Genomic DNA, 17,486 nt, shown 5'->3' on the forward strand with positions numbered 1-17,486 from the left:
CAATTCTTTGGAACATTGGGCAGATTGTCCTAACTTCGCATTGGAGACGTCACAAAAGTACGCATTTCCCTACGAAACACATTGAAGATTCTTAAGAAGATACTGCAACTGGCGCTGCCCTTTGCTTTTGGGCTGGGCATTCTGTGGTGGATGTACCGCGGAACAGATTGGCGCGACTTTTTCCGTAGTGTGTTCGGTGAGATGAAATGGGGATGGATGCTTTTCTCCTTTGTGTTCGGCATTCTGGCCCAGCAAATCCGGGCTTGGCGCTGGAAATTGGCGCTCGAACCCTTAGGCGAACATCCGCGCCGCAGCAGTTGCGAAAATGCCATCTTCATTAGCTATGCCGCTTCTTTAGTGATTCCTCGTGTAGGCGAAGTGACGCGCTGCGGCACACTAAAGAAATACGACGGCGTATCATTCACCAAATCGCTCGGAACGGTTGTCACGGAGCGCATGGTCGATTCTCTTGTCATGCTTCTCCTCACAGCGGTTGCTTTTCTCTGTCAAATCCCCGTTTTTCTCAAGTTCCTTCGCACCACAGGTATGGACTTCCGCGGATTTTTCGGGCAATTCACCAGCACAGGCTACCTCGTCACGGTGCTTTGTTTTATCATGGCCGTTGGAGCGTGCATATTTCTCCTCCGTCGCTATTATTCTCGTGGGCGCGACTTGCTAAAGGATCTTTGGGCGGGAGTGCTCTCCCTCAAAGATGTTCGTAATCTGCCACTCTACATCTTGATGAGTTTCGGCATCAACCTTTGCTATTACCTCCATTTCTACGTTGCTTTTTTCTGCTTCAACTTCACAAGCGGCATCAGTCCTATCGAAGCATTCCTTATATATTGTGTAGGAATGTTCGCCGTACTCGTGCCGACACCTAACGGGGCAGGACCGTGGCATTTCGCCGTTAAAACGATGCTTGTCCTTTATGGAGTGGCAGAAAAAGAGGCCATACTCTTCGCCCTCGTAGTCCACACGCTGCAAACGGGCCTTGTCGTGCTCCTCGGAGCTTTCGGATTTGCCCGACTCTCTATGAAAGACAAAAGAGAAAACAACTAATAATAACTCTTAACCATAATAATTATGAGTGAAATCAAGAATTTGCAGCCACAGGCTGTTTGGAAAAACTTCTACTTACTGACTCAGGTACCACGCCCTAGCGGCCATTTGGAAAAGGCTCAGCAATTCCTGTTGGATTGGGCCAAGGAACGCAATATCGAAGCCTTCAAAGACGAGGCTGGAAATATCATCATGCGCAAAGCAGCCTCTAAAGGCTACGAAGACCGCAAGATGGTGGTGATGCAGGGCCACATAGACATGGTTCCGCAAAAGACAAAGGAATCTACCCATAATTTCGAGACCGACCCCATTGAGACCTACGTGGACGGAGACTGGGTGAAAGCAAAAGGCACTACTCTCGGCTCGGACGATGGTATGGCAGTGGCCACTATGATGGGTATCCTCGAGGACGACACTATTGAACACGGCCCGCTGGAGTGCTTAATCACGGCCGACGAGGAGACAACGATGTACGGAGCTGAGCACCTGTCCAGTGACACTTTGCAAGGTGAGATTCTCCTCAATCTCGACAACGAGACAGAGGGCGAAATGGTTATCGGTTCAGCAGGTGGCGTCGACCAGAATGCAGTGCTGGAATATCAGGAAGAAGAAACCGATGGCGGCGATGCAGCTGTCAAAGTGGTTATCAAAGGTTTGCTCGGCGGCCATAGTGGTTTGGAAATCAACCAAGGTCGCGCTAACGCAAACAAGCTGATGGGCCGTCTCGTTCAAGATGCTATGGCCAACTTCGAAGCACGTCTGTGCAGCTGGGTGGGAGGAAATATGCGCAATGCTATTCCGAGTCACGCCGAAGTGGTACTTACGCTTCCGAAAGAGAATGTTGCTGCACTGAAGGAGGATTGTATCGCCGACTGGAAAAAGGTTTTCACTGACGAGTTTGCCTTTGTTGAGAAGCAGCTCGAACTCCTCTGCGAGGATGTGGAACGCCCCGCTAAGCAAGTGCCGGCTGAAATTGGCGACAACTTAGTTAACGCTATTTGCGCCTGCCACAACGGACCGATGCGTATGATTCCAGAAATCCCCGACGTAGTGGAAACCAGCTCCAACCTTGGTATCGTGGAGATTGGAAACGGGATAGCGAAGTTTATAGTACTGGTACGCTCCAGCCGCGATAGCATGCGCGAATGTTGCGCTGAGACAATCGAGAGCGCGTTCTCAATGGCGGGCATGAAGGTTACTTATGCTCATCAGTATCCAGCTTGGCAGCCTAATCCGCAAAGCGAAATCGTAGCACTGATGCAGAAAGTCTACAAGCAGCTCTTTGGCACTGACAACCGCGTGGGCGTTGTTCACGCCGGCCTTGAATGTGGTGTCATCGGTGCCAAATATCCCAAAATGGACATGGTAAGTTTCGGCCCAACGCTCCGTTCTCCGCACACGCCCAACGAACGTTGCAACATTCCGTCGGTAGAACGCTATTGGCAGTTCGTACTTGAGACATTGAAAGAAACGCCGAAGAAATAATTTTATAGTAACGAGTGACAGGTCTGAAGTAGTTGCTGAACAGCACACTTATTATAACTACGCTTTGTAGCCTCAGCCTTGTCGCTCGTTACTTTTTATTTATCACTCAAAACTTTCAAAAAATGAAGAACTTAAAGGTAGAATCCATCGTCTTGGCTGTAGGACTCGCCATCTTAGGTGTGTTCCTCTATTGTGGCTTGAAAAGTTTTTCTCGACAGGACCGCATCGTCAACGTTCGAGGTTTGGCTGAGAGAGAAGTAAAGGCCGACCACGTTATCTGGCCCATCATGTTCAAGACATCCAGCAACGATATGCAAGACCTTTACCGCCAGCTCAATTCAACCAATGCAATCATCAAAACCTGGCTACAAGCAAACGGCATTCCTGCAAATGAAATCAGCGTAGGTGCTCCTCAGATTTCGGACCTTAAAGCTAATCAATACTCCGACCTTTCTGATCATGATCGCTTCTCATTGTCTTGCGTAACAACAGTAAGTACTTCACAGGTTGATAGGGTGCGTTCACTGATTCCTCGCGTCGGTGAATTGCTCGCTAAGGGTGTAGCCATTTCCGGAGATGAATATAGCAATCAAGTGCAGTATGATTTCACCAAACTCAACGCCATCAAACCGCAGATGATTGCTGAAGCAACAAAGAAAGCGCGCGAGGCTGCCGATAAGTTCGCAAAGGATTCCGACAGTAAAATTGGTAAAATCAAGAGCGCGACCCAAGGACTTTTTGAAATAGACGACCGCGACCAATATACTCCGTATATAAAGAAAGTTCGCGTAGTCACATCTCTCAACTTCTATATTGAAAACTAACGTCCTCTTAGAGGCAATGATTAGAAACAAGCGTTGGCTGATAGCTGCTGTTATAGTGGCTATCGGCCTTTTGCTGTTTATTTTCGACCCCGTGCAGACACTGTGGTCGCCAAAGTGCGTGGTGAAAGCTGCCACTGGCTACGACTGCCCCGGCTGTGGCTTCCAGCGAGCAGCTCATGCCGTGCTCCATGGACGATTTATGGAAGCCGCCCACTACAACCTCTTTCTGCTCTTTGCCCTTCCCTATCTTTTTCTGCTCGTTCTCAGTGATTGGCTGCTGCGCGGTAAGGCGCAAGCTCAACTGAAACGTTTTACTCATCATCGCTATTGGCTTTGGACATATATAGTCCTATTTTTCACGTGGTGGATACTGCGAAATTTGCTCGGACTATAAGGATGTCAGCCACTTTTCCAAAGAAAACCTTGGATAGGTCTATGAAATAACATATTTTTGCTTTTTAGATAAACTTACCCCCTTATGGAACAATATTTCTATCTTGATGTAAACAAAGTGCAGCAAGGTCCTGTTGACGGATCTCAGCTGGTTAAGTTTGGAGTAACTCCTACAACGCTCGTTTGGAAACAAGGCATGGCGCAGTGGACACCTGCTGGACAAGTGCCCGAGCTCGCAGCTATCTTCAACGTTCTTGAAGAAGTTCAGCAACCGCAGCAAGGCCCACAATTTGGCCCTCAAGTTGCTCAACCCAACTTCTATAACCAGCAGGCATACAACCAAGCGCCGCAAATGCCACCCCCTCCTGATAATTATTTAGTGTGGGCCATTCTCGCTACAATCTGCTGCTGTCTGCCATTTGGTGTAGTTTCTATTGTTTACGCTGCAAGGGTAAATGGACTTTATCAAATGGGACAATACCAGGAAGCCTTAGCAGCCTCTAACAGTGCAAAGACATGGGCCATTGCCGCTGCTATATGTGGGGTTGTCATTGGTATCATCTACTTCTTCATTGGACTGGCGCAAGGCCTTATGCTCAGATAAACAACTGTAGCTATATATGAATCCAGACTATCTGCAGACTGCTGACGAACAGCCTGCGCCCCCTCCTATGCCCGATAATTATCTGGCTTTGGCCATCATTTCCACTATTTTCTGCTGTCTTCCTTTCGGCGTAGTTTCTATTGTTTACGCTGCGCAAGTGGAGAGTCTCTACTTGCAGGGCCGATATGAAGAAGCAGTTGATAAATCTAATAAAGCATTCAAATGGGCCATTGCTTCAGCAGCTACGATAGCAGCAATTATGATGCTTTATGTTTTGATTCTTCTCATCATTATGATCTTAGGTTTTTAAGTAACCACTTTAACACACGAACTATGTCCACAGGACTACTTATGCTGTTGACATTGGCGTTCTACTTCCTACTGCTGCTTTTCATCTCTCGGAAAAGCAGCAGTAGCCATGATAACAACGCTTTCTTTAGGGCCAACCGCCGTTCACCTTGGTGGATGGTAGCTTTTGGTATGATAGGCGCCAGCATCTCGGGCGTATCGTTCATTTCCGTACCGGGCTGGGTAGGCGCAACTCAGATGACATACCTTCAGATGTGCGCCGGCTTTTTCTTTGGCTATGTAGTCGTAGCTTTCCTTCTCCTACCGCTCTACTATCGGCTCCAACTCACCTCCATCTACACTTATCTGGGCGAACGCTTTGGGGAAAACACCCACCGCACGGGGGCACTCTTCTTCCTCCTTAGCAAACTCACCGGTGCAGCTGCGCGGCTCTACCTCGTGGTACTCGTGCTCCAGCAGTTCATTGCCGAACCGCTCGGCATCCCCTATCCGCTCACCGCTCTCATCACACTGCTGCTCATCTGGCTCTACACGCGCAGCAGCGGCATCAAGACCATTGTGCGCACCGATGCCCTGCAAACGCTCTGTATGCTCCTCGCCCTCGGCGGTATCTTGTGGGCAGTAATTAGCAGACTCGGACTGGACTTTCACGGAGTAGTCGCCACGGTCAGCCAAAGCCCATTGAGCCGTATTTTTGCTTGGGAAGGCACACAATCGTTCTGGCGACAATTTTTCAGCGGTATAGTCATCGTCATCGTGATGACGGGACTGGATCAGGATATGATGCAGAAAAATCTCACGTGCAAGAACCTGCGTGAGGCGCAAAAGAATATGTGCTCCTACGGCCTTAGTTTTCTGCCCGTCAACCTCATTTTCCTTGTTCTTGGCGTATTGCTCTTCACGTTCTGCGCCCAGCAAGGCATCGCCATCCCTGAACAAACTGATAGCCTCCTGCCCATGTTGGTGAGCAACGGTAGTTTGGGCAGCATCGTCATATTCCCCTTCACCATCGGCATTGTGGCCGCCGCCTTTTCCAGTGCCGACTCAGCCATTACAGCCTTAACCACGAGTTGCTGCATCGACCTTATCGGAGTGGAGCGCCACAATTGGGAACAAGCCCGACAAGAGCGCACGCGCAAGATTGTACACATCCTCATGTCGCTCACTTTCTTCGCCGCCATCCTCCTTTTCCGCGCCATCAATTCCACCAATGTCATCAACGCTATCTATGTCATGGCATCCTACACCTATGGTCCATTATTGGGACTCTACGCTTTCGGCCTGTTCACGCGGCGCGGCGTGCGCGATCGCCTTGTGCCCTGGGTTTGCATTGCCAGTCCCATCATTTGCGGTTTGCTTGACCATTACGCGCCCCTCCTATGGGACTACAAGTTTGGTTACGAACTCCTAATGCTCAATGGCTTATTGACATTCGCGGGTCTACTCCTTTGCCAAACCCACAAAGCTGCGCGACTCTCCACCACATAGAAAATTCCCAAGACAATCATAAAAAACTTCGGACTTATCAGGCTTTTCTTTACGCCCCAATAAGTCCGAAGTTTCTTTACAATGACCTTTTGCAAAATAGAATACTACAACTGATAAACACGACCGCTTTCAGCAGAAAATCTGCTTTTTCTATTGTTCGGCAGCAAGCAAAAATTGCTCAACAGCTCTCAGAAACCTAAAAAATCAAGGTTTTCCCACTTTTTCTGCTCTTTTTGAGTAATCAGCAGCCCCTTCTTGCTCGTAGTTTTCCTTATTGCATCAGCCAGCATCCTTATTGCGTCAGCCGACACAATAAGGATGTCAGCTGACAGCCTTATTGGAACGGCCCAAAGAGTCGGACTTGTCAGACTCCCTCTTTACTTTCACTTGGATTTCGAGCCATTCTCAGTCCTATAAAATAAGAACTCTGTTTACAAAAACAGAGATTCCCATAAACGGCCAGCAAACCGAAATTTGCAAGACGATTATGGGAATCTCCGTGTTTGAGATAAGCTCCGAAAGAGAGATTCTGGAGAAGAACGGCTTACTTCACGATGCGGACAGCAATGCCCTGTCGGTCGAGCTCACCAACGGCTCGCTCGATAGCTTCATAGTGTTCGGGGGCAATGCCCAGTTTCGGGAGATCGAGTGTAGGAATGGCCTCAGCGTTGTGCAACTCCTTCTCATCCACAGCCGAGATAATCATACCCACGGCTGAGGTATTGTTCGTTATCGGGTCGATAAGGATGAATGAGCCTGTTTGTTTGTTGAGTTTGTAGGAATCGAAGAAGAGTTCCTTAGAGGCCTGAATCACCACACGGCCAATTTCGTTGAGGCGGAAAGCCTCACACTCGCTCTGCTCAAGGGTATTCACGTCTATGCGATAGAGGATTTGGTCCACATGGCAGCGACTCGTGTTCGTAGTCTGCTTGATATAGAACGCCTTAGAGCGATCCATCGGTTCCTCATCCATCCAAACGAGCATTGCCTCGAAATTGCGCCCTACAAAAGGCAGGTTGTCGGGCTTCACCAGCATTTCGCCGCGCGAAATATCTATTTCATCCTCCAACTGCAAGATGACGGATTCGGGCGGGAAGGCATAATCCACCGTCTGCATAGGAAGTTCGGCGGTATTCAGCGTAGAACCATCAGCTCCCAGTTGCTTCTGATTGGGCGCATAAGGTGGCACGATGGCTTTCACGCGGGAGTGCTTCATAGAAGGCAGAGCCACCACCTCATCGCCTTTGCGAATGATGCCACTGGCCACCTTGCCGCAGAAACCACGGAAGTTCAAATTTGGACGACTGACAAACTGAACGGGGAAGCGAAAGTCCTTCATATTATGATCGGCATGGAGCGGAATGGTCTCGAGGAAATCGAGCAGCGCAGGACCTTCGTACCACGGTGTACGCTCCGACTTGTCCACAACATTATCGCCATCGAGCGCACTCAGCGGGAAGCAAGTGACATCCTCAAGGCCGAGCGGTCGGATAAAGTCCATATATTCCGACACAATTTTATCGAACACCGCCTTATCGAAGCCGCAAAGGTCCATCTTATTGACAGCCAACACCACATGCTTGATGCCGAGCAGTGAAACAAGGAAAGTGTGGCGGCGCGTTTGTGTGATGATGCCGTTGCGGGCATCAACGAGGATGATAGCAAGGTTGGCCGTAGATCCGCCCGTGATCATGTTGCGCGTATACTGCTCATGTCCCGGCGTATCAGCAATGATAAATTTGCGCTTATTGGTGGAGAAATAGCGATAAGCCACATCGATGGTGATACCCTCTTCGCGCTCGGCCTTCAAGCCATCGAGCAAAAGAGCATAGTCAATGTTTTCGCCAGCATTTCCCACACGCTTGGAATCGCGTTCCAGCGCGGTGAGCTGATCTTCGTACAATTTCTTAGAGTCGAAGAGCAAACGACCAATCAGCGTCGACTTTCCATCATCAACACTACCAGCAGTGAGCAGGCGCAGGAGGTCTTTCTTCTCATCATTATCAAGAAATTCTGTAATACTGACTTTATTATCTTTCAGATCATTCATTGTCCTGTATATCTATATATGTATTGCAAAGTTAATATATTTTTCGGGAACGACAGGCGGCACTCTTATGCCGTGGGCCTTATTGTTGTTCTTTCTGTCGGGTAGGTAACAGCGCGCCACCTGCAACAACGGATTCTTGCGCCAATCGCGCCCGCAATTTCTTGGAAAGTTTTTCCGCCCCCTCCAGCGTGAGGTGATCGGCATCATAGAAATCGTTGGCCGTGAAATCCGTATCGGCGCGGAAGTCGAAATAGCTCACATGCGGATGGGACTGCACCGCCCGACGAATGCGAGCTTCCATGGCACGCACCTGTGGGGCATACTGACAGGCACGATAGCGCGCCGTGAGCGGAGTTGAGATCAAAACGAGGTGCGCATGATAGCGCTGCGTGACAGTTTGGATGAGTTGTTGGAAGAAAGCTTCGTTGAGCGCCACATTCTTGGCATCGCGATAAGTGTTATTGCGAGCGCGTGCCTCAGCATTGTTCCAATCTTTGAGCTTTTGGGCAAGCGTATAGTCGGTGCCTTGTCCGAGCTTGCTCCAGCTGAGTCGCGCAGGCTGCCACAGCGTTTTGAGGCGTTCGCGGAAAGTAGGCATCGAGCAAAATTCGAAGCCATAGCGACTCAACCAACTATGATAGTCGCACCCCATATAAAGGCGATAGCGGGAGGCATAATACCAGTCGGCATCATGCTCAAAATCTTCGTGGAAAGAAAAGTCGGAAATGGGAAGAATCACCGTCCGCAACGAGCGGAAGGCATAGTGGTCGAGAATGAAATTATCATAGCGGAGTGTCTGCGAAACCTGTGCGGCATTATAAGCCTTCGACCCAAAAACTTCGGGGGCTAAACCGTAGTAGGAATGCGAACTCCCGAGAATCAGCACCTCCACAGAATCAGCATGAGCCTCCAGCCAAGCGTTCTTCGCCCGCGAAGGATTGGGAAGTGAGCGGAGATACACCTCGGCAGCCGTCAGCAACAACAGCAGCGGTAAGATAAGCAAAAAGGTGCGCAAGATAAATTTCTTCATTTCTGTTGCGAGGAAAGATGAGTGCCGTAAACGCGGTGCAGCAAGCGGAGCGCAACGGCAGAAAAACAGAGGTAGTAAATTATCGTACTAACATAGTCGGCATTGAGATTGACCCAGGCCGGAGCAGCATTATCGTAGAAAGATGCGTAAGAGCGCAGCACCTTGAAAGGGTCGCACACAACATAGAGCACAACGTAGAGAAAGAACGGTGTGAGCAAGAAGAGCGTGCGCAGAATAAACTTTCCAAGGAACGGCTGCTGCATAAGGAATCAGAACTGAAAGTAGATGAAATTCGTACCAGCACCCAGCGCAAAAAAGATGGCTGCAATGATGGCATAGTAGAGCACAAAGCGGAGGGGAGCATTGAGAAAACGCGGCGGAAGCTGAAGCGCGTGTTGGCGATGACGTTGCCACCATTCGACAGCCAGCATCAAGGCCACATAGATAAGCACTTGCTTACCATGAGTAGGCATGGCGGGACGAAGCGTTGTGAACATACGCACCAAATAGTGGACGGCATCGGTGAGCGTGGCACTCCTAAAAAGTATCCAGCCCAACATGACGAGGAAGAAAGTAAGGAACATCTGCCCGCCAGTACGCACCAGTCCTAAGATGCCCTTAAGGGATTTTTCTTCCGCTTTATGGCCGCGCAGAATGCTGGGCACAAAAAGGCAAGCGTGATAAAGCCCCCAACAAACAAATGTCCAATTCGCGCCGTGCCAAAGGCCACTGACGAGGAACACGATGAACGTGTTGCGCAACTGCTTTGCACGCGAGCAACGACTGCCACCGAGTGGGAAATAAATATAATCGCGAAACCACGTCATCAGCGAGATGTGCCAACGCTGCCAAAAGTCGCGGATATTGCGAGAAAAGTAAGGGTAACGGAAGTTCTGCATCAATCGGATGCCGAAAAGGCGACCCGTACCGATTGCTATATCGCTATAACCAGAGAAGTCGCCGTAGATCTGAAAGGTAAAGAGAAGTCCGCCCATCAACAGGTCTACCCCCACTGGCCTGTGCATAGTCGGAGAAGATGGCATTAACGCCAACGGCGCATTGGTCGGCTATAACAATCTTCTTGAAGAAGCCCCACAAAATTTGTCGCATTCCGTCGACCGCATCGGCATAGGAAAACGTGCGATCCTGCTGGAACTGCGGCAGCAAGTTAGTAGCGCGCTCGATAGGGCCAGCCACCAACTGAGGGAAGAAACTGAGATAGGCAAAAAATTCTATGAGGTCGTGCGTGGCAGGAAGTTTCTTACGATAAACATCAATGGAATAGCTGAGTGCCTGAAAGGTGTAGAAACTAATGCCTACGGGAAGAATCACGTGGACAACGGGGGCGTGGAGCGTTCCAAAGCCCAAGGCCGTGGAAAGGTCCTGCAAACTGTCGGCAAAGAAGTTGAAATACTTAAATGCGCCTAAGATACCGAGGTTCAGCAGTATGTTGCTCCACAATATGTGCCGAGCCAATCGCGGATAGCGTTCCTCCCAAATACCGCTGGCATAACTGCAAAGCGAAGTCAGAGCCAGCAGTCCCGTGAAACGCCAATCCCACCAGCCGTAGAAGAAGTAACTGCAAAGAACTATCCAAAGATTGCGCGACCTACGACCGCGACAAGCATACCAATAGATAAGGAAGACGCAGGGTAGGAAAAGCAGAAATTCAAACGAATTGAAGAGCATAAAAAAAGAGCCTTACCCCTCCTTTGGCACGAGCCAGAGGGGTAAAGCTGAAAATGGATTTAGAAATATCCTTCACGCTTCTTTTGTTCCATAGAAGCATCTTGGTCGAAATCAATTACACGCGTGGTTCGCTCGCTCTTTGTGGTAGTCATCATTTCCTCCACGATTTTCTCAATCGTATCGGCTTCGCTCTCAATTGCGCCAGTGAGCGGCCAGCATCCGAGGGTGCGGAAGCGAATTTTCCGCATCTCAATCTTGTCTTTGTACTTTTCAGGCAAGCGTTCATCGTCTGGCATGATGAGTTGGCCGTCCATTTCCACGACTGGACGCTCTTTAGCGAAGTACAGCGGTACGATGGGAATGTTTTCAAGGCGGATATATTGCCAGATGTCCAGCTCTGTCCAGTTGCTCAAAGGGAAAACGCGTATGCTTTCGCCCTTGTGGATACGAGTGTTATAAATGTCCCAGAGTTCCGGACGTTGATTTTTGGGATCCCACTGCTGAAACTGATCGCGGAAACTAAAGATGCGCTCCTTGGCGCGGCTCTTTTCCTCGTCGCGACGAGCTCCGCCGAAAGCTGCATCAAAGCCGTGCTTTTTTAGACCATGAAGAAGCGCCTGCGTCTTCATGAGATCGGTGTGTACCTTTGAGCCATGCGTGAATGGGCCTACTCCAGCCTTAAATGCCTCCATGTTGCTTTCCACTATCAACTTCCAACCGTGCTCTCGCGCGTACCAATCGCGGAATTGGAGCATTTCTTTGAACTTCCACTTTGAGTCGATGTGCATCAGAGGGAAGGGCGGACGACCTGGAGCAAAGGCTTTCTCGGCCAGACGAGCCATAACGCTCGAGTCCTTACCGATGCTGTAGAGCATAACAGGATTTTCAAATTCGGCAGCTACTTCGCGGATGATGTAGATACTTTCCGCTTCGAGTTCCTTGAGGTGGCTCAGATTATACTGTTCCATATAGTTGTGAGTTTTTGCTTTATGTTGTTATATAGATGAATGGTGTCGATCAGTGGGAGGCACTTATTTTATTCGATACCTAAGAAGGCTAAGATTTGCTTTACGCTATCCTCGAGGCTCACCTTGCTGGTGTCGATTGACAAAGCTGGATGCTCGGGGGCTTCAAAGGGTGCGCTGATTCCCGTAAAGTTCTTGATTTCTCCACGGCGCGCCTTGGCGTACAGCCCTTTCACGTCGCGCGCTTCGCACACTTCGAGTGGAGTGGAGATATACACTTCCTTGAAATCTTCTGCTCCGATGATGTCGCTGGCCATACGGCGCAGCTCATTGGATGGGGAGATAAACGCGGCGATAGTAATGATACCTGTATCCACAAAGAGTTTGGCAACTTCGGCAATACGGCGGATGTTCTCTCGGCGGTCTTCGGCCGTAAATCCGAGGCCTTTGTTGATACCACTGCGTATGTTGTCACCATCGAGGATACGGCAAAGTAAGCCTCGCTTTTGTAGTTCGCGCTCCAGAGCTATTGCCACGGTGCTTTTGCCTGAGCCGCTCAGCCCCGTGAACCAGAGCATGACGCCTTTCTGCCCCAGAAGCGCCTCTTTATCAGAGCGACTGAGCATTTGATCAAAGATGGGATATATTTCGTTCATACCTTTAGAATGGCCAAAAGATGGGAATTAAGAATATACTTAAGAGAAATGAAATGATGTTCAGAGGAAGTCCGGCGCGCACGAAGTCGGCAAACCGATAGCCGCCCACACCCTGAACAATAAGATTGGTTTGATAACCAATAGGCGTGGAGAAACTCGATGAGGCAGCCATGCAAATGGTCACGAAGAAAGGCATGGGACTGACTCCGAGCTGCTGAGCGATGGATAAACTAATGGGGAACGTCAGTGCAGCGGCTGCGTTATTGGTCATGAGCTCTGTGAAGCAGTCCGTCACTATGAAGATGAACGCCAGGAGTACGTAAGGGCCGAAATTGTCTGTCAGACGGATGGCTATCGCGGCGATAGCTTCTGCCACTCCTGAGTTCATCATGGCCTTACTAATGGCAAAGGCCGACGCAATAGTGATGAGTATGTCCCAACTAATGAACTTCGTGTATTTGCGTGCAGGAAAAATCTGCAACCAAGCCATCACGATGGTCACAACGGAGGCAAAGAAGAACATATCAAGGTGAACTTTCGGGAAAGCCGAGCGAACAGCGGGCAACTCCCCTACGGTAGCCCCCAGAACCATCAGAGCCACCAGCACAACAGCTATCCAGCGTTTTGCATGGGAGAGTGTGTGCGTCAAACCTCGGCTACTGCTCACCATGAGGAAGAAACTCGAGTCGCCCCAGTTTTCAAGAAATTCTTCATCGGCCAAAAGTACCAGCGTATCTCCTTCACGATAGCTCACCTTGCGCATATCGTGCATCAAGAAGCTCTCACCGTTGCGGCGAATCTCCAGAATGGTGGCGCCATACTTTGTTTTGAAGTCGAAATCAAAGATATGCTTACCTATGGCAGGGAAGCGCGGGCCCAACACTACATCAACGCGGAAATAGCGGGAGTCTTTCCCCGACAGCTCTGCTACCTGCTCCACCGTGCGGCTATCGGGCAAGAGCCAATGGGAGAAGAGGAGCATATAAACAATGCCAGCGATGGCTATAAAGCCTCCCACTTTGCCCAGCTCAAACATGGTGAACCCTGTATAGCCTGCATCCATCACCATCCCATCAACAACGAGGTTAGTGGACGTACCTATCAGCGTACACATACCGCCAAGAATCGTGGCATAGCTCAAGGGGATGAGAAACTTAGTAGCGGGGAGACGCACAGATTCGGCCCAGCGCTTGATAATCGGGGCAAAGATAACAACAACTGGTGTGTTGTTGAGAAAAGCCGAAATGGCGGCAACGATAGGCAAGAGGCGCAACTGAACACGATAGACCGACAAGCGGCCCTTCGGTAGCAAGAAAAGGAGAAGTTGCTCCAACACACCTGCACGCCGAATGCCCTCACTGACAAGAAAGAGCAACGCCACCGTTATCATACCCTTGTTGGAAAATCCCTCCAACATGTCCTTTGGAGTCAGTATGCCCGCACAGAGAAACACCACTGCGGCCGAGAATAGTATCATTCCCGGGCGCATTCGGTCCTTCATCAGCGCCAGCACAACCAGCAAGAGGACGACAACGACAAATACTAACATCTTTTTAATTCATGCTCCCCTATTTCTGTCCACACGTGGAGAACAAGAGTTTTGAGGGGCAACAGATTTTATTTACTTACTATGAAGTGAGGATTGTGTAAATCCTCTTTGTTATAGAGCAACGGTTCACCACTTGCGGCATCATAAACGCGCTTTCCTGCTGCCCGCACAATGGCATCGCCTGCAGCGGTATCCCACTCCATGGTGGGCGCCAATCGGGGGTAGATATCGGCACTCCCCTCCGCCACGCGACAGAGTTTGAGGGACGAACCTGCCGACAAGATTTCCACCTCGTCATGTTCCTTTCGCAAAGCATCGATGAAAGCCTGCGTTTCAGCCGAGAGATGGGAGCGCGAAGCCACCACCACAAAGTTGTGGCGCTGCGTTTCCATGGGGAGATGCACGGCAGAGCGGATAAGTTGCACTTCATCATTCTTAGCCACTGTGATATCCCCCACTTTGAAGGCTCCAAAGCCTTTCATGCCGAAATAGAGAGTGTGAGTGGTGGGTACATAAATCACGCCGCCCACTGGCTTTCCTTCCACGACGTAGGCAATATTGACAGTAAACTCCCCATTGCGTTTGATGAATTCTTTCGTACCATCGAGCGGATCTACAACAAAGAGTTCTGTCCAATCCTTGCGACTATCATAGGGGGCATGTGCACCTTCTTCGCTCAAGATGGGAAGTCCTGTTGGCCGCAAGTGTTCCACGATGACAGCATTAGCCTTGCGGTCGGCCAGCGTCAAAGGTGAATTGTCGTTTTTTCTTTCCACTTCCCAATCCTCTGTAGGACGGGCGTAAATCTCCATAATAGCTTTTCCTGCTTCAACAGCTGCAGGAATTGCAGCACGCAGGAATTCTGTAGGATTGTACATACAACTTCTAAATTATTACGGCAAATATAACCATTCCATATAGAAACCACAAGCAACAGGGCTAAGCGCCATCCTCTCAACCACTGTGGTCGGAACGGAACAGTAAAACAAGTTGGGGGACACAAGGGAGAGAATCTCACTTCTCCCCTACTCTCTGAACGTTTTGCTCTTCCAAAGTCGGAGAAGGAAGATGATGCCGCGGAATGTCAGTTCGATGGCCATAGCTGTCCATACGCCCGTGAGGCCCATATCAAAGACCGATGTCAGCGTGAAAGCGAGCGTGAGGCGTACACCCCACATCGAAGCCAAGTTCATAAAGGCCGGAATGAGCGTATCGCCAGCTCCCACACAGCAGCCATAGGCCACGATGGAAGCCGCAAACATGGGTTCGGCAAAAGCTTCAATGCGCAGAGCGGCAACACCGAGGTCGATGATTTCCTGAACCGGCGTGAAGACGGCCATCATCAACGGAGCAAATACATACATAAGGATGCCCATCAGCGTCATGATGCTAATGCCAAAAGCCACGGCAATAAACGCAAAGCGGCGGGCTAAAGATTTCCGCGCAGCCCCGATGCTCTGCCCCACAAGGGTTGTGGCTGCATCGGAGATACCATAACCCGGCATGTAGCATAGGCTTTCGGCCGTCACGCCAAAGCTATTGGCCGAGATAGCAAAAACGCCCAAAGGGGCTACTATCACAGTGGTCAGAATTTGGGCGGAACACATGGCCACGTGCTGCACTGCCATGGGCAGCCCTATCTTCCATGCGCGGGAGAGTACGCGACTCGTAGGGATGAAACGCCGCAATTCGCCGAAGCCCTTGTTCCAGATACTCAACTGCCGCGATCGGGCCAACATATAGTAGACCATGATGATTGCCGTCAAGATTTCGGCCGCGGCCGTACCGAGGGCCGCCCCCGGAACGCCCAAGCCCATACCTGGCATAGAAAAGTCGAAGCCCAGAAAGGAAATGGTGCGCGTGGGATAGATGAAAATGAAATTGAAGATAACGTCGAACAAGCACATCACGGCGTTGAGGATACTTGGAAACTTCACGTTGCCGCTACAGCGCAACATGGCCGAAGCCAAGATATCGAGCTGGAGGATGGGGATAACGAGGCTGAAGATGGCAAAGTAGGTGGCACTATCGCCCCGTATGGCATCACCTCCGCCGAGCCATACGGGCAAATGCGGACTTACGAGAATGCCCAGCAAGCCTTCGACAACGCTGAACACGAACGTAGCTACCAGAGCTTGGCGCAACACATTGCGCGCGCCCTCTTCATCGTTTGCGCCAATGAGATGGGCCACCTGAACGGAGAAGCCCATACTGACAGCATTACAAAGGCCCGCGAAAAGCCAAACACTGGTGCTAACGAGCCCGATACTGGCACTGGCGTTCGCGCCAAGATGTCCCACCATCGAGGCATCAATATAGTTCATCACGATGGTGGCTATTTGCGCCAACATAGCAGGCAGACTGAGACGCACAAGCAACTCCAGTTGTTGCCAGCGTGTCATCTCTCGCCCTGTGCGGATTCCTTCCAACAGTCGGTCGGTCTTGGTTGTAGCTACATCGGTCATAATCTGTTGCAAAATTACGATTTTTCTAGGAGAGACCTGCTAAGAGAAGAGCTCCCCTAAGAAACTTGTGAAAAGGAAAAAGATCCCTCAAGTTTTTAAGCACACTAATAAAACAGTCTTTTTTATTGACAAACACCTTTCTCAATCTAGAAAAGCGATACAAGAGTTTTTCTAGATAAAACAATGAAGAAAAGCGAAAAGAAGAAGGATATGGAAAAAATTTCACGTAGGTGGAGAGAAAAAGAACGGTTTCCGCCCTCTTTTCTCTCAAATTCAGTTGCAGACAAGTGGCTCAGAGCCACTTTTTTCTTTATTCTATCCCTCGACACAATAAAGTTGCCAGCTGACTTCCTTATTGCGTTTGAAAATTTCCTTATTGTATTTTTAATTTCTCAAGGAGAAAATAAAATTTGTAGTATAGAAAATAATTTTCCTCCTATAGAAATTGAAAATACCCCTATTGTGGTGATGACTGAGAATGCAATATTTTCGACCACAGACCTTCGCACTAGATTTCAAACGATTCTCGAGGCTATAGAGTAAGAAATATTTTTACAATTTGTTTGATGAATAAAATATCATATAAGAAAGATGTTAGATTTCCATTAAGAAGAATTATCTTTCTTTTTTCGTATTTACCGATTACATATAATAGAAAATACCTAACTTTGCAACCCGATTTACATTTCTGCATATAGGAATGCCTATATAAAAGATGTGCCTAAACAGATTTAGGCGTTATATATAAATTAGGAGAGATAATTCAACAAAAATGAAGCAGTATCAAACACCCCAGACATATGTAATCACAACAGATTTACAATATGCGCTGTTACTTTCAAGTCCGAGAGGAACACAGCATGAGGGTTTTACGGAAAGTACCAATCCTCCCCCTCGTGTTGAAGATGGGACGGACG

16 protein-coding genes and 1 pseudogene are annotated in these 17,486 nt (G+C 49.4%); 8 read left to right on the plus strand and 9 right to left on the minus strand.

Going from position 1 to position 17,486, the window contains the following annotated elements:
• The first annotated feature begins 81 nt into the window (after window positions 1–81).
• The 7 genes from ACO4R2_RS00540 to ACO4R2_RS00570 all read left to right on the plus strand — a co-directional run bounded on the left by ACO4R2_RS00540 (window position 82) and on the right by ACO4R2_RS00570 (window position 6,165).
• Window positions 82–1,062, plus strand: coding sequence for a lysylphosphatidylglycerol synthase transmembrane domain-containing protein (locus ACO4R2_RS00540; RefSeq protein WP_484768771.1), 981 nt, complete (start codon window positions 82–84; stop codon window positions 1,060–1,062).
• A 24-nt stretch (window positions 1,063–1,086) separates the two neighbouring features.
• A complete protein-coding gene (locus tag ACO4R2_RS00545) occupies window positions 1,087–2,547 on the plus strand; it encodes an aminoacyl-histidine dipeptidase (protein ID WP_484768772.1) in 1,461 nt (486 codons plus the stop codon).
• Between the two features lie 122 nt (window positions 2,548–2,669).
• Entirely contained in the window at window positions 2,670–3,371 is a 702-nt protein-coding gene (locus tag ACO4R2_RS00550) for an SIMPL domain-containing protein (protein ID WP_484768773.1), read from the plus strand.
• Window positions 3,372–3,387: 16 nt separating this feature from the next.
• Window positions 3,388–3,765 (plus strand): DUF2752 domain-containing protein, encoded by a 378-nt coding sequence (locus ACO4R2_RS00555; protein WP_484768774.1) that lies wholly within the window; start codon window positions 3,388–3,390, stop codon window positions 3,763–3,765.
• An 84-nt stretch (window positions 3,766–3,849) separates the two neighbouring features.
• The gene (locus tag ACO4R2_RS00560) at window positions 3,850–4,368 is read left to right on the plus strand and encodes a CD225/dispanin family protein (protein ID WP_484768775.1); all 519 of its coding nucleotides are present in this window, start codon (window positions 3,850–3,852) and stop codon (window positions 4,366–4,368) included.
• 16 nt (window positions 4,369–4,384) lie between these two features.
• A complete protein-coding gene (locus tag ACO4R2_RS00565) occupies window positions 4,385–4,678 on the plus strand; it encodes a CD225/dispanin family protein (protein ID WP_484768776.1) in 294 nt (97 codons plus the stop codon).
• Window positions 4,679–4,701: 23 nt separating this feature from the next.
• Complete coding sequence (locus ACO4R2_RS00570) at window positions 4,702–6,165, plus strand: sodium:solute symporter (RefSeq protein ID WP_484768777.1); 1,464 nt, start codon at window positions 4,702–4,704, stop codon at window positions 6,163–6,165.
• A gap of 544 nt (window positions 6,166–6,709) precedes the next feature.
• Here ACO4R2_RS00570 and cysN read toward each other — a convergent pair.
• The 9 genes and pseudogenes from cysN to ACO4R2_RS00615 all read right to left on the minus strand — a co-directional run bounded on the left by cysN (window position 6,710) and on the right by ACO4R2_RS00615 (window position 16,569).
• Window positions 6,710–8,215 (minus strand): sulfate adenylyltransferase subunit CysN, encoded by a 1,506-nt coding sequence (cysN, locus tag ACO4R2_RS00575; protein ID WP_484768778.1) that lies wholly within the window; start codon window positions 8,213–8,215, stop codon window positions 6,710–6,712.
• 79 nt (window positions 8,216–8,294) lie between these two features.
• Window positions 8,295–9,245 (minus strand): SGNH/GDSL hydrolase family protein, encoded by a 951-nt coding sequence (locus ACO4R2_RS00580; RefSeq protein WP_484768779.1) that lies wholly within the window; start codon window positions 9,243–9,245, stop codon window positions 8,295–8,297.
• Window positions 9,242–9,508 carry a hypothetical protein gene (locus tag ACO4R2_RS00585; RefSeq protein WP_484768780.1) on the minus strand — a complete coding sequence of 89 codons (267 nt, stop codon included), beginning with the start codon at window positions 9,506–9,508 and terminating at the stop codon, window positions 9,242–9,244. Before ACO4R2_RS00585 ends, ACO4R2_RS00580 begins: the two co-directional genes overlap by 4 nt.
• A gap of 6 nt (window positions 9,509–9,514) precedes the next feature.
• A pseudogene (locus ACO4R2_RS00590) lies at window positions 9,515–10,934 on the minus strand (MBOAT family O-acyltransferase).
• A 59-nt stretch (window positions 10,935–10,993) separates the two neighbouring features.
• A complete protein-coding gene (gene cysD, locus ACO4R2_RS00595) occupies window positions 10,994–11,902 on the minus strand; it encodes a sulfate adenylyltransferase subunit CysD (protein ID WP_484768781.1) in 909 nt (302 codons plus the stop codon).
• A gap of 68 nt (window positions 11,903–11,970) precedes the next feature.
• Entirely contained in the window at window positions 11,971–12,555 is a 585-nt protein-coding gene (gene cysC, locus ACO4R2_RS00600; protein WP_484768782.1) for an adenylyl-sulfate kinase, read from the minus strand.
• Between the two features lie 4 nt (window positions 12,556–12,559).
• On the minus strand, window positions 12,560–14,104 hold the full coding sequence (locus tag ACO4R2_RS00605; protein ID WP_484768783.1) for an SLC13 family permease: 1,545 nt from the start codon (window positions 14,102–14,104) through the stop codon (window positions 12,560–12,562).
• Between the two features lie 68 nt (window positions 14,105–14,172).
• Window positions 14,173–14,982 (minus strand): 3'(2'),5'-bisphosphate nucleotidase CysQ, encoded by an 810-nt coding sequence (gene cysQ, locus ACO4R2_RS00610; protein ID WP_484768784.1) that lies wholly within the window; start codon window positions 14,980–14,982, stop codon window positions 14,173–14,175.
• 147 nt (window positions 14,983–15,129) lie between these two features.
• Window positions 15,130–16,569 carry an MATE family efflux transporter gene (locus ACO4R2_RS00615; RefSeq protein WP_484768850.1) on the minus strand — a complete coding sequence of 480 codons (1,440 nt, stop codon included), beginning with the start codon at window positions 16,567–16,569 and terminating at the stop codon, window positions 15,130–15,132.
• A gap of 183 nt (window positions 16,570–16,752) precedes the next feature.
• Here ACO4R2_RS00615 and ACO4R2_RS00620 point away from each other — a divergent pair, with 183 nt between their 5' ends.
• Window positions 16,753–17,112: a hypothetical protein gene (locus ACO4R2_RS00620; RefSeq protein WP_484768785.1), complete on the plus strand. Its 360-nt coding sequence runs from the start codon at window positions 16,753–16,755 to the stop codon at window positions 17,110–17,112.
• The last annotated feature ends 374 nt before the right edge of the window (window positions 17,113–17,486 follow it).

The sequence above is a fragment of the Alloprevotella sp. genome, assembly GCF_057240785.1.

Excerpts from the sequence above, each read along its gene's own strand:
- ACO4R2_RS00545 (WP_484768772.1), top strand. The coding sequence starts at position 1,087 with ATGAGTGAAATCAAGAATTTGCAGCCACAGGCTGTTTGGAAAAACTTC.
- ACO4R2_RS00550 (WP_484768773.1), top strand. The coding sequence starts at position 2,670 with ATGAAGAACTTAAAGGTAGAATCCATCGTCTTGGCTGTAGGACTCGCC.
- ACO4R2_RS00555 (WP_484768774.1), top strand. The coding sequence starts at position 3,388 with ATGATTAGAAACAAGCGTTGGCTGATAGCTGCTGTTATAGTGGCTATC.
- ACO4R2_RS00560 (WP_484768775.1), top strand. The coding sequence starts at position 3,850 with ATGGAACAATATTTCTATCTTGATGTAAACAAAGTGCAGCAAGGTCCT.
- ACO4R2_RS00565 (WP_484768776.1), top strand. The coding sequence starts at position 4,385 with ATGAATCCAGACTATCTGCAGACTGCTGACGAACAGCCTGCGCCCCCT.
- ACO4R2_RS00570 (WP_484768777.1), top strand. The coding sequence starts at position 4,702 with ATGTCCACAGGACTACTTATGCTGTTGACATTGGCGTTCTACTTCCTA.
- cysN (WP_484768778.1), bottom strand. The coding sequence starts at position 8,215 with ATGAATGATCTGAAAGATAATAAAGTCAGTATTACAGAATTTCTTGAT.
- ACO4R2_RS00580 (WP_484768779.1), bottom strand. The coding sequence starts at position 9,245 with ATGAAGAAATTTATCTTGCGCACCTTTTTGCTTATCTTACCGCTGCTG.
- ACO4R2_RS00585 (WP_484768780.1), bottom strand. The coding sequence starts at position 9,508 with ATGCAGCAGCCGTTCCTTGGAAAGTTTATTCTGCGCACGCTCTTCTTG.
- cysD (WP_484768781.1), bottom strand. The coding sequence starts at position 11,902 with ATGGAACAGTATAATCTGAGCCACCTCAAGGAACTCGAAGCGGAAAGT.
- cysC (WP_484768782.1), bottom strand. The coding sequence starts at position 12,555 with ATGAACGAAATATATCCCATCTTTGATCAAATGCTCAGTCGCTCTGAT.
- ACO4R2_RS00605 (WP_484768783.1), bottom strand. The coding sequence starts at position 14,104 with ATGTTAGTATTTGTCGTTGTCGTCCTCTTGCTGGTTGTGCTGGCGCTG.
- cysQ (WP_484768784.1), bottom strand. The coding sequence starts at position 14,982 with ATGTACAATCCTACAGAATTCCTGCGTGCTGCAATTCCTGCAGCTGTT.
- ACO4R2_RS00615 (WP_484768850.1), bottom strand. The coding sequence starts at position 16,569 with ATGACCGATGTAGCTACAACCAAGACCGACCGACTGTTGGAAGGAATC.
- ACO4R2_RS00620 (WP_484768785.1), top strand. The coding sequence starts at position 16,753 with ATGAAGAAAAGCGAAAAGAAGAAGGATATGGAAAAAATTTCACGTAGG.